At 70.1% G+C, this 11,787-nt stretch carries 10 protein-coding genes and 1 pseudogene; 2 read left to right on the top strand and 9 right to left on the bottom strand.

Annotated elements, in window-relative coordinates; all coding sequences use genetic code 11:
* Nucleotides 1-26 precede the first annotated feature (26 nt).
* From QQM39_RS35425 to QQM39_RS35385, 9 genes are all read right to left on the bottom strand, one after another.
* Nucleotides 27-1,094, bottom strand: coding sequence for a LacI family DNA-binding transcriptional regulator (locus QQM39_RS35425; RefSeq protein ID WP_302001658.1), 1,068 nt, complete (start codon nucleotides 1,092-1,094; stop codon nucleotides 27-29).
* A 31-nt stretch (nucleotides 1,095-1,125) separates the two neighbouring features.
* Nucleotides 1,126-2,772: an extracellular solute-binding protein gene (locus tag QQM39_RS35420; protein WP_302001657.1), complete on the bottom strand. Its 1,647-nt coding sequence runs from the start codon at nucleotides 2,770-2,772 to the stop codon at nucleotides 1,126-1,128.
* 25 nt (nucleotides 2,773-2,797) lie between these two features.
* A complete protein-coding gene (locus tag QQM39_RS35415) occupies nucleotides 2,798-3,658 on the bottom strand; it encodes a carbohydrate ABC transporter permease (protein WP_302003844.1) in 861 nt (286 codons plus the stop codon).
* Nucleotides 3,659-3,699: 41 nt separating this feature from the next.
* Nucleotides 3,700-4,554 (bottom strand): sugar ABC transporter permease, encoded by an 855-nt coding sequence (locus tag QQM39_RS35410; RefSeq protein ID WP_302001656.1) that lies wholly within the window; start codon nucleotides 4,552-4,554, stop codon nucleotides 3,700-3,702.
* Nucleotides 4,555-4,724: 170 nt separating this feature from the next.
* Nucleotides 4,725-5,657, bottom strand: coding sequence for an SCO1860 family LAETG-anchored protein (locus QQM39_RS35405; protein ID WP_302001654.1), 933 nt, complete (start codon nucleotides 5,655-5,657; stop codon nucleotides 4,725-4,727).
* Between the two features lie 166 nt (nucleotides 5,658-5,823).
* Nucleotides 5,824-6,918 carry an amidohydrolase family protein gene (locus tag QQM39_RS35400; RefSeq protein ID WP_302001653.1) on the bottom strand — a complete coding sequence of 365 codons (1,095 nt, stop codon included), beginning with the start codon at nucleotides 6,916-6,918 and terminating at the stop codon, nucleotides 5,824-5,826.
* 35 nt (nucleotides 6,919-6,953) lie between these two features.
* Nucleotides 6,954-7,763 (bottom strand): amino acid ABC transporter ATP-binding protein, encoded by an 810-nt coding sequence (locus QQM39_RS35395; RefSeq protein WP_302001652.1) that lies wholly within the window; start codon nucleotides 7,761-7,763, stop codon nucleotides 6,954-6,956.
* A complete protein-coding gene (locus tag QQM39_RS35390) occupies nucleotides 7,760-8,602 on the bottom strand; it encodes an amino acid ABC transporter permease (protein WP_302001651.1) in 843 nt (280 codons plus the stop codon). The genes QQM39_RS35395 and QQM39_RS35390 overlap by 4 nt, the downstream gene beginning before the upstream one ends.
* A gap of 4 nt (nucleotides 8,603-8,606) precedes the next feature.
* On the bottom strand, nucleotides 8,607-9,458 hold the full coding sequence (locus tag QQM39_RS35385; RefSeq protein ID WP_302001650.1) for a transporter substrate-binding domain-containing protein: 852 nt from the start codon (nucleotides 9,456-9,458) through the stop codon (nucleotides 8,607-8,609).
* A gap of 215 nt (nucleotides 9,459-9,673) precedes the next feature.
* On the opposite strand from QQM39_RS35385, the pseudogene QQM39_RS35380 reads away from it, so the two are divergent.
* Nucleotides 9,674-10,773 (top strand): annotated as a pseudogene (locus QQM39_RS35380) (alanine--glyoxylate aminotransferase family protein).
* Between the two features lie 280 nt (nucleotides 10,774-11,053).
* On the top strand, nucleotides 11,054-11,587 hold the full coding sequence (locus QQM39_RS35375) for a DinB family protein (RefSeq protein ID WP_302001649.1): 534 nt from the start codon (nucleotides 11,054-11,056) through the stop codon (nucleotides 11,585-11,587).
* The last annotated feature ends 200 nt before the right edge of the window (nucleotides 11,588-11,787 follow it).

Below are 11,787 nucleotides of genomic sequence, written 5' to 3'. Positions count from 1 at the left end.
GCCAGCCACAAACCACCCGCAGTCGCCTACGGCACCCGAGGTGAAGCGACGCTACGGCGCACGACGATGTGCGTACCGAGCAGATGATGGTTCCCACCGGCATGCTCAGGATCACGCAGAGCGATCCGCACGGCGGCCCGACCAAGCTCCTCGGCGGGCGTACGGACCGTCGTCAGCGGCGGATTGAAGTCCTCGGCCAACGGAATGTCGTTGTACCCGACGACCGAGATGTCCTCAGGGACCCTCAGGCCGGCGTCGGCAATGGCACGCAGCGCCCCTGCGGCGACCATGTCGTCCCCGGCAACCACCGCAGTGAACTCCCGCGTTTCCTTGAGGAGTTCGGCCATCGCCCGCAGACCCGCCGCACGACCGAGCCCACAGTCGACGACCCGCGCAGCCGCCGCAGGCACCCCGTGCTCGGCGAGCGCCGCCCGGTAGCCGGCGACGCGCGCCTCCAGCGCGGTGTTGCCGGGCAGCCCGCCGAGGAAGACGATCCGGCGGTGCCCGGCGGACAGCAGGTGACCGGTGATCGCCCGGGCGCCCGCCTCGTTGTCGAACTCCACGACCAGCGCGGGGATCTCGGGGCCGGGCGCCGGGCGTGCGCACAGCACGAGTCGGGCACCGGAGGAGTCGAGCGCCTGGGCGTAGTGGGCGACGCGCTCCCGGTAGGCGTCGTCCTCGACGACCCCGCCGACCAGGATCACCAGCCGCGCCCCCTCCTCCCGCATCAGCTGCACGAACTCCATCTCGCGCTGCGGATCCCCGCCGGTCGCGCCGACCACGCACAGCCAGCCCCGGTCGGCGGCCTCCGCCTCCACGCCCTCGGCGACCTGGGCGTAGAAGGGGCTGGTGACCTGGCGGACGACGACGGCGGCCATCTTCCGGCCGCCCCCCACCAGGGCACGGGCGTGCGCGTTGGCGACGTAGTCGAGGTCACGCGCGGCGCGCAGCACGCGGGCCCGGGTCGAGGCGGGCACCGGATGGTTGCCGCTGAGCGCGCGCGACGCCGTGGCGATCGACACGCCCGCCCGCTCGGCGACCTCGCGGATCGTGACCCGCCGCTTGGACCCGGTGTCCGCCATGTCGTTCCCCATCCCCCGCATCTCCTGTTCCACGAGCGGCTGTTCAGGCCTTGGCCCCGTTGGCCGCGTAGTCCTTCGCGAACTCCTCGGCCATTCTGTCGCCGCCCCGGGCACGCCATTTCTTCACGGTCGCGTCCCACTCCGACAGCGGGACGCGCCCGGCGACGATCCCGGTGACGGTGTCGTCGAGCAGGGCCTTGAGGGTGGTGCCCTGCGCGTTCTTGGTGCGGGACTGCAGGCCGAAGGAGGCGTCGCGGACGGCGTGCGGCACGACCTTGCGCTGCCAGGTGTGCAGGGCCCGTACGGCATCGGGCATGCCCGGCACGAACAGCACCTGCGGGCCCTCGGCGAGGTACTTCAGCGGCAGGTTGGTGTTGTTCTCGACCTCGCCCAGCTTGGTGGGCTCGGGGGAACCGTCCTTGGCGCGGGTGAAGTGGGTGCCCTCGACGCCGTAGTGGACCAGCTCCCACTCCTTGCTGCCGAAGGGGGCGGCGAGGAAGTCCAGGACGCGGAGCAGCATCTCGATGCGCTCCTTCTTCGCCGTCTTCAGGACGGTGTGACCGAAGGAGCGGCGTGCGGCGACGATCCCGCCGGGCGTGCCGTCGACGCTGTACGGCAGGGCTGCGGCCGGGGTCATCCCGTCCGGTGCCTCCCGGTACTTGGGCAGGTAGGCGCCGAAGCCGTCCTGCATGGAGCCGACGGTGCCGTTGTAGAAGAGGGTGGTCAGGTCGATCTGGGAGACGGACGTGGCGTCCGGGTGGTACGAGCCGTTCTTGCGGAGCTGCGTCTGGAAGGCGATGGCCGCCTTGTAGCGTTCGTCGGCGCAGCCCGGCCGGAACGTGCCGTCCTCGGTGACGGCCCAGTTCTGCGGCGCGTTGTGGGCGGCGGAGTGCACGGCGTTGCCGAACAGGGAACCGTTGGCGGCGCCGAGTGCGTACGCCCTCCCACCGGTCGCCCGCTTCGCCACGGCGGCGAAGTCCCCGGACGTCCAGCCCTCCTTCATACCGGCGTCGGTGAACATGCCCTGATTCAGCCAGAGCGTGGAGCCGGGCAGCGGGCGCTCCAGCGGGATGCCGTAGACGCGGCCGCCGATGCGGCCCATGTCGCGCCAGGCGTGGGTGGGGATGTTCGCGAGGTTGGGGTAGTCGGCGATCGCGTCGCCGGAGAGGTACGGCGTGAGGTCCTCGGCGCGCCGCTGCACGAACTCGGCCTCGCGGGGCAGGACGAACCCGGAGAAGAGGTTGATGATGTCCGGCAGGGTGTCGGCGTCACCGGCCATGACCGTGGCCATCTTCTTCTGGTAGTCGGCCTGGGAGACGATCGTGTACTCGATCTTCACGCCGAGGGCGTTCTCGACGGCCGCCCAGAACCGGTTGGCGGAGGCGGGCTTCGGGGGCGTGCCGAACGACACCGACATGACCTTGACCGTGGAGCCGTCGCCCGGCGGGCGGGAGACGGACCGCACCAGGTCGGAGGGGTAGGCGGTGTAGCCCGCCTGCACGCCGGCCTCGGTGGGGGCGAGGTCCGGCTTGGGGCCCGGGGCGGGCGTGTACGAGGGCCAGGGCGCGAGCTTCTTGCCCGCGTTGGAGACGTCGCTGTCGCCGGAGCCCGTGGAGCAGGCGGTCAGCACACCCGGGACGGACGCGGCGGCCAGGGAACCGAGCAGGGTTCGTCGGGACATGCGGGGCATGGGTGAATCACCTCGTGTCGGCTTGTCAGCTCTTGATGGCGCCGGTGAGCACGCCCTTGGTGAAGTACTTCTGCAGGAAGGGGTAGACCAGCAGGATCGGCACGGTGGCGATCACGAGCACCGCCATCTGCACGGTCTGCGGGGCGGTGACCGTCCCCTCGCCGGTGGTGGCGTCGGTGAGTCCGGAGCCCGCGATCACATAGGTGCGCAGGACCTGCTGGAGGGGCCAGTGGTCGCTCTCCAGATAGAGCGAGGCGTAGAACCAGGAGTTCCAGTACGCCACCGCGTAGAACAGGCCTACGACGGCCAACGCGGCCTTGGACAGCGGCAGTACGACGGAGAACAGCACCCGCCAGTCCCCCGCGCCGTCGAGCCGTGCGGCCTCGTACAGCTCCTCGGGGATGCCCTGGAAGAAGCCGCGCAGGACGACCAGGTTGAAGACGTTGACCAGGACGGGCAGGACGAGCGAGGCGTAACTGTCCAGCAGCCCCAGCTCCTTGACCAGCAGGAAGCTCGGGATCATGCCGGGCGGGAAGAGGAACGTGAACAGCACGAGCAGCAGGACCGGCCGGCCGCCGAAGACGCCGGGGCGGGAGAGGGCGTAGGCGAGGGTGACGGTGCAGGCGAGGCTGAGCAGGGTGCCGACGGTCGTGACGCCCGCGCTGACGCCGAGGGCGTGGGTGACGATGCCGCCGTCGAGGATGTCGCGGTAGGCGTCGAGGCTCGGCTCGGTCGGCCACAGCACCCAGCCGCCGTTCGCGACGACCTCGTCGGTGGAGGCGAGTGAGGTCGAGACGATGACGAGGAACGGCACACAGACCAGGAGGACGACGGCGGCGAGGGCGAGCGCCTTGCCGGCCTGGGTCACCGGCTTCGGCTTCTCCATCCACCCCGGACGGACCGGGCGGACCGGACGGACCCGGCTGCTCACTTGTAGACCCCCTGTTCGCCGAGGCGGTGGGCGACCTTGTTGGCGGCGTAGACGAGCAGCGCGCCGATGACGCCCTTGAACAGGCCCGCGGCGGCGGCGAATCCGTAGTCGCCGCCGACGATGCCCTGGTAGTAGACGAAGGTGTCGATGATCTCGGCGGCCTCGGGGCCGACCGCGTCGCGCTGGAGCAGCATCTGCTCGAAGCCGACGGAGAGGATGTCGCCGAGCCGCATGATCAGCAGCAGCACGATCACCGGGCGGATGGCGGGCAGCGTGACGTGCCAGAAGCGGCGCCACGGGCCGGCGCCGTCGATCGCGGCGGCCTCGTACTGCTGCTCGTCGACCTGTGCGAGGGCGGCGAGGAAGATGATCGTGCCCCAGCCGGCGTCCTTCCAGATGACCTGGGCGACGACCAGCGGGCGGAAGGCGTCGGGGTCGCCGATGATGTCGACGGTTCGCCAACCCATGCCTTCGAGGCCCGAGTTGAGCAGTCCCGTGTCGCCGAGGACCTGCTGGAACAGGGCGACGACGATCACCCACGAGATGAAGTGCGGCAGGTACGCCACCGACTGCACGAAGCGGCGGACCGTGCTCCAGGTGAGGCTGTGCAGGAGCAGGGCGAGGGCGAGCGGCACCGGGAAGTAGAAGACGAGCTGGAGGACGGCGATCCACACGGTGTTGAGGACGGCGTCCCAGAACGCGCCGTCCTCGAACATCCGCCGGAAGTTGCCGAGGCCCACCCAGGGGCTGCCCCAGAGGCCGTCGAAGGGGACGTACTCCTTGAAGGCGATGACGTTGCCGGCCAGGGCGCCGTAGTGGAACAGCAGGAAGTAGGCGAGGCCGGGGAGCATGAGCAAGAGGAGGGCGCGGGACTGAAAGCGTTTGCGCTCCACTGATCCCCTCGTCTCTCGAAGTCGGAGTGAGGGGAAGCTAAAACGTTTTCAGACGCCAGTCAACAGCCCTGACAAGAAGGGCTGTTGACCGGGCGGACTCTCCCGGAGGGGGGCGTCTCCTGGCGGGATCAGCTCCTGCCGCGCCGTGCCAGGGCCACCGCTCCCCCACCCGCGAGGAGCAGAGCGACCGCGCCGCCCGCGATGTACGGCGTCATGGAGCTGCCGCCGGTCTCGGCGAGGCCGTCCTCGGCGGAGTCACCCTGGGGCTTGACGTCGCCGCCCGAACCGGTGCCCGGGTCGGCACTGGGGTCGACACTCGGGTCGGCTTCCTGCGCGGGCGCGTCCGGCGTCTCGCAGGTCGCCTCGGCCAGGGTCAGGGTGCCCTGGACGTCGGCCACGTTCAGCTTCAACGGGTTGACGGAGACCTTGAGTTCGAGGGCGGTGGCGGCTGCCGTACGCGACGTGTTCTCCGTCCTGGAGTAGTCCAGCCGCACGTCGCCCACGCCCGGCACCTCGACCTTCGTGGTGCCGCCCGCGGTCAGGGTGACCTTCTTGCCCAGCACGGTGACGTCACCCAGCAGGTTGGACGAGGCGGTCGGCGTCTTCCCGGCCTCGCAGGTCGCCTTGGAGGTGACCTGGCCGACCTCGATGAGGGAGAGCAGCGGCAGACCGGGGACGTGGACCTTGGCGTGGGCGAGGTTGGTGTACCCCTCGGCCTTGCCGTCGGCGACCGTGGCCTTCGCCGAGGCAACCTCCGCGCTCAGCACGCTGAACGGCTTTCCGCCGTCCACGCCGTTCAACTGGGCCGTCAGCGTGGACTTTTCGGCGCTCTCGGGCGCCTGCACCTCGTTCAGGGAGACCGCGAGCGGGACGTTCACGGTCTTGTTGAGCAGGGACACGTCGAGCCCGGTGCGCAGCACGACGGCGCTCGCGCGCCCTTCGTCACCGGTCGCGTACGCGGGTCCCGCGGCGGCCAGGGCCGCGGGGCCGACGGCCAGGGCGGTGGCCGTCGCGACGGTGGCGAGACGGCGTGCGGGCATGCGGAGGTTCTTGCCGTTCAAGGTGGGGACCCCTCGGAGGAGACTTGCTCGGGACCTGCCAAGAATCGCGCATGCGGGGTGTACGGTCAGCTTCCTGACGGGCATTCACCCCTTCGTGCGTTTCCCGTGCAGGTTTTCGAACCTCAGGGCACGCACGTTCTCCACAGCCACAGACGCAACGGCCGCCTCAGCCCATGATCTTCCCGTTCAGGACGACCCGTCGAGGCGCCGCCAGCACCCGTACGTCTTCCCGCGGGTCGGACTCGTACACCACGAGGTCCGCCGCCGCCCCCTCCTCCAGGCCGGGACGGCCGAGCCACGCCCTGGCCGACCAGGTCGTCGCCGCGAGCGCCTCGACCGCGGGGATGCCGGCGGTGACCAGTTCCGCCACCTCGGCCGCCACCAGACCGTGCGGCAGGGTGCCGCCCGCGTCGGTGCCCACGAAGACCGGGATGCCGGCGTCGTAGGCGGAGCGGACCGTGTCGTAGCGGCGTTCGTGGAGCCGGCGCATATGGGCCGACCAGCGGGGGAACCTGGACTCGCCGCCGTCGGCCAGCTTCGGGAAGGTCGCGATGTTCACGAGGGTGGGGACGATCGCCACCCCGCGCTCGGCGAACAGCGGGATCAGGTCCTCGGTCAGTCCCGTCGCGTGCTCGATGCAGTCGATGCCCGACTCGACCAGGTCCTGCAGGGAGTCCTCCGAGAAGCAGTGCGCGGTGACCCGGGCGCCCAGCCGGTGGGCCTCCGCGATGCCCGCCTCGACCGCCTCCCGTGGCCAGGTGGGGGCCAGGTCCCCGAGGTCGCGGTCGATCCAGTCGCCGACCAGCTTGACCCAGCCGTCGCCGCGCCGGGCCTCCTGGGCGACATAGGCGACCAGGTCCTCCGGCTCGATCTCGTGGGCATAGCCGCGGATGTAGCGGCGGGTGCGGGCGATGTGCCGGCCCGCCCGGATGATCTTCGGCAGGTCCTCGCGGTCGTCGACCCAGCGGGTGTCGGAGGGCGAGCCGGCGTCGCGGATCAGCAGGGTGCCCGCGTCGCGGTCGGTCAGCGCCTGCTTCTCCGCGGTGCCGTCGTCGACCGGGCCGTGCGCACCGAGGCCCACATGGCAGTGCGCGTCGACGAGGCCGGGCAGGGCCCAGCCCTCGACGGTCCGGACGTCGCGGGCGCCGGCGGGACGGTCGTAGGAGATCCGGCCGTCGACGACCCACAGCTCGTCCCGGACGTCGTCGGGTCCGACGAGGACCCGGCCCTTCACGTGCAGCACACCCGCGCGATCGCTCATGTACTGCACCTTAGTGACCGGACCCTGATGACCGGCTAGTCCCCCTTGCCCACCTGGTCCGAGGTCTCCTCCTCCACCTCGGCCATCGCCGGGTCGAGGAGGCGGGAGAGGAAGTGGCGGGTGCGCTCGTGCTGGGGGTTGCCGATGACCTGGTCGGGGGTGCCGTCCTCGACGATCACTCCGCCGTCCATGAAGACGACCCGGTCGGCGACCTCGCGGGCGAAGGTCATCTCGTGGGTGACGACCATCATCGTCATGCCCTCGTTCGCGAGCATGCGCATGACGGCGAGTACGTCCCCCACCAGCTCCGGGTCCAGCGCCGACGTCGGCTCGTCGAAGAGCATCACCTCGGGGCCCATGGCGAGCGCGCGGGCGATGGCGACGCGCTGCTGCTGGCCGCCGGAGAGGGAGGACGGGTACGCCGTCGCCTTCTCCGCGAGGCCCACCCGCTCCAGGTTCTCGGCGGCGACCTTCGCGGCCGTGGCCTTGTCGCGCCTGAGGACCCGGCGCTGCGGCAGGCTGAGGTTCTCGGTCACCGTGAGGTGCGGGAACAGGTTGAACTGCTGGAAGACCATGCCGATCCGGCGGCGTACGGCGTCGATGTCGACGTCCGGGTCGGTGAGCTCGGTGCCGCCGACGAAGACCTGGCCCTTGGTGGGCTCTTCGAGCAGGTTCACGCAGCGAAGGAGCGTCGACTTGCCGGAGCCGGACGGGCCGATGACGCACACGACCTCGCCCTGGCCGATCTCCAGGTCGATGCCGCGCAGCACCTGGTTGTCGCCGAAGGACTTGTGCAGGCCGCGGACTTCGATCTCCGGTCGGGAGCCAAGGGTCTTCTCGGTCACTTCACGGCCTCCTGGGCTTTCGCCTCCATGCGGCGTACGACGAAGCCGAGCGGGATCGTGACCAGCAGATAGCACAGGCCCGCGACCAGGATCGGCGTGGAGTTGGCGGTCTGGCTGGCCAGGTCGCGGCCGAACTTGGACAGTTCGCGCTCCTCCAGCGTCACACCGAGGAACAGCACCAGCGAGGAGTCCTTGAAGAGCAGGACGAGTTCGTTGGTCAGCGGCGGTAGGATGATCCGGAACGCCTGCGGGATGATGATCGAGATCATGGCGCGGGCGGGCGAGAACCCGAGCGAACGCGCCGCCTCCATCTGCCCCTTGGGCACCGCCTGGATGCCCGCGCGGATCGTCTCCGCCATGTACGCGGCGGCCACCAGGCCGAGCGCGAGGGCCACCTTGCCGTAGGTGCCGCCGGGAATCTCCGTCCCGGGGAAGGCCAGCGGTACGGCGACCCCGATGAAGATGAAGATCAGCAGGGCGGGCAGACCGCGGAAGATCTCGATGTAGACGCCGGCGAGCCAGCGGTACGGCCCTACGGACGACAGCCGCATCAGCGCGATCACCATGCCGAGGACCAGTCCGACGGCGAAGCCGGACACGGTGTACAGCACGGTGTTCTTCAGCGCCAGCGTGATGACGTCGGGGAACATCTGCCGGGCGATGTCCTCTTGCGCGAACTGGTTCGCCAGGCGGTCCCAGTCGGCCGCGACCGCGAAGGCGATCACGGCCGCGACGAAGACGACGTACTGGACGCCACGCGAGAGGCTGCGCTTCTGACGCCGGGTCAGGCCCTTCTTCTTGGGCTGGAGTTCTACGTCTGTGCCGGTTGTGTCCGTCATGGGGTCAGGACGCGGAGGGCGAGGCGGAGGCGGCGGACTCGTCGTACGGGCCGATCCACTGCTCGTAGAGCTTCTTGTACGTGCCGTCGGCCTTCGCGTCCTTGATCGCCTTGTTGATGGCCTCGCGGAGCTTGTCGTTGCCCTTCTTCACCGTGAAACCGTACTGCTCACCGGTGTTGATCTGCTCGGCGACCTCGAAGGCGGCGGCGTTGGCCTTGTCCTTCAGCCAGCCCTGGACGACCGGGTAGTCGATGACGACGGCCTCGACCTGGCCGGTGCGCAGGCCGTTGATGACGGCGTCGGAGGACTCGAAGGAGACGGGGTCCAGGCCCTTGCTCTTGGCGTAGTCCTCGCCGGTGGTCTGCGCCTGGGCGCCGACCTTCTTGCCCTTGAGGTCCGCGAAGGAGGAGATGCCGCTCTTCTTGTCGACGAGGACGGCCTGGGTGGCCTCGAAGTACGGGTCCGAGAAGTCGACGTTCTTCTTGCGCTCCTCGGTGATGGTCATGCCGGCCGCGGCGAGGTCGCAGCTGCCGGCGTTGAGGGAGCCGCCGGTCTTGAAGTTCTCGAAGGGCTGGTCGACGATCGTCTGCTGCACACCCAGGTCGTCCGCGACCAGGTCGATGAGGGACACGTCGAAGCCCTGCACCTTGCCGTCGATCTCCGACTGGAAGGGCGGGTACGGCAGGTGGGTGCAGGTGGTGAGCCGGCCCGCCTTGACGACTTCGACACCGCCGGCCGCCGTCTTCGTACCGCTGCCGCCGTTGTCGTCGGAGGAGCAGCCGGCCACGAGCACCAGCCCGGCCGTCGCGGTGGTGGCGGCCAGCATGCGGGTCCGGCGCCCGAGGGTCGTCTTCACGGGGAGCCTCCTGTCAGGGAACTGTGGGTTCCGATTATAAGGAGAAGTTTGAGATCCTCAAACCAAACCGATGGTTAAGGGGCCGTTCGACCTAAGAAGTCGGGTGCGGAAAGGGCGAGAAAGGGGTGTGGGGCGCCCGGTCACTGCCCAGTCACCGCCCGGTTTACGCTCGTCTTCGTCGATCCCGGAGCGTAGAGAGCGAAGAGAGCCCCGCCGTGACCCACCCCTTCCTGGACCTGGCCCCGCTGAGCGCCGCCCGATTCGCCGCCATCGAGGACCGGGTGGCGCGGCTGCTCGGGACCGAGCAGGACGTCGTGATCATGCAGGGCGAGGCGCTGCTGCCGCTGGAGGGGGCGATCCGGGGACGGCCGGGCCCGGCACGGTCGCGTTGAACGTGATCACCGGTCCGTACGGGCAGACCTTCGGCGACTGGCTGCGTGACTGCGGCGCGACCGTGATCGATCTGGCGGTGCCCTTCCATACGGCGGTCACGGCGGACCAGGTCCGGCAGGCCTTCGCCGAGCACCCGGAGATCGACTTCGTGTCCCTGGTGCATGCGGAGGCGGCGACCGGCAACACCAACCCCGTCGCCGAGATCGGTGAGGTCGTGAAGGCGCACGGGGCGCTGTTCTACCTGGACGCCGTGGCGTCGATCGGGGCCGAGCCGGTGCTGCCGGACGCGTGGGGCGTGGACCTGTGCGTCATCGGGGCGCAGAAGGCGATGGGCGGGCCGGCCGGGGTGTCGGCGGTGTCGGTGAGCGAGCGGGCGTGGGCTCGGATGGCGGCGAATCCCGGGGCGCCGCGGCGGTCGTATCTGTCGCTGCTCGACTGGAAGGAGCGGTGGATCGACGGGGGGCGGAAGGCACTGCTGCACGCGCCTGCGCAGCTGGAGATGCTGGCGCTGGAGGCGTGTGTGGAGCGGATCGAGGGGGACGGGCTGGACGCGGTGATGGCCCGGCACCGGGCCGCCGCGCTGTCCGCTCGGGCCGGGGCGGTCGCGCTGGGTGGGGGGTTGGAGCCGTACGTGTACGACGCGGCGGAGGCTGCGCCGGTCGCTACGACGCTTCGGGCGCCGGCGGGGGTGGTGGCGTCGGAGGTGGTGGCTCGGGCGCTGGCGTCCGACCCTGCGTTGCCGCTGGCCGCGGGGGGTGGGGCGTTGGCCAAGGAGATGATTCGGGTCCATCACTACGGGGTGGATGCGACGTCGGGTGTGGTGCGGGGGTGTGTGGCGGCGTTGGGGGCTGCGCTGGCGGAGAAGGGGCTGGGTGTGGATGTGGAGGGGGCGTTGCGGGCGGTGGATGCCGGCTGGCGGTAGCGGGTTCCTCGCCCCCGCCGCCCCTACCCCATCCTCAAGGGGCTCCGCCCCTTCGACCCCGGCCAGGGGGCTCCGCCCCCTGGACCCCCGCTCCTCAAACGCCGGAGGAGCTGACGCACTCAGCCCGTCCGGCGTTTGAGGACAAGGCCCGTTCAGGGCCGAAGCGGGGGTCTGGGGGCGGCAGCCCCCAGGGGACGGGAATGGGTAGGGGCGGCGGGGGCGAAGAACCCTCCGGTGCTGAACCCTGTGCCGCTGTCAGTCCCCCTGCCATGCTGCCCGCATGACCACCGACACGCCCCAGACCCTCCCCGACGGCCGCCCCATCCCCCTCACGACCGGCGACGAGCTCCCCATGCTGCAGAGCTGGCTCGAGTTTCACCGGGCCACCTTGGCACTGAAGTGCGCGGGGCTGGACGACACACAGGTGCGGCTGGCCGCGGCGGAACCGTCCGGGTTGACGTTGCTCGGACTCGTGCAGCACCTCGCCGAGGTCGAGCGGAACTGGTTCCAGCGGGTGATGGGCGGGCTCGACCTGCCGCCGGTGTACGGGGAGGGGAACGAGAGCGGGTACGCCCTCGACGGCGCGCGCGGCATCGACGAGGCGCTCACGGCGTGGCGGCACGAGATCGCGCGGGGCCGGGAGGTGTGTGCCGGGCGGGCGCTGGACGGTGTGGGGCGGATCGGGGACGGGCTGATGGCTGGGGTCGAGGTCAGTCTGCGGTGGGTGCTCATTCACATGATCGAGGAGTACGCGCGGCACAACGGCCACGCCGACATTCTGCGAGAGCGCATCGACGGAGTTACCGGAGCCTGAATTCTGCGTAATTCTCGAATTCCTTTCCAGGGCAGCTTCCCATTCTCTTCTGCCCGCTTTCGCCAGACCTAAACGCAAAGATTCCGCGAACACCAACCGGGGGAATTCGGGCAGATCTCGTGGGAGTTACATGGCTGTGACGCGTTCCACATCGCGCCCATTTTGCCCGGTATTAACCGGACAGAAGGTGTGATTCACAC

Origin of the sequence: Streptomyces sp. DT2A-34, assembly GCF_030499515.1 — a bacterium.
In the GTDB taxonomy this organism is placed as follows: domain Bacteria; phylum Actinomycetota; class Actinomycetes; order Streptomycetales; family Streptomycetaceae; genus Streptomyces.
This window is presented reverse-complemented; position numbering and strand designations above follow the sequence as displayed.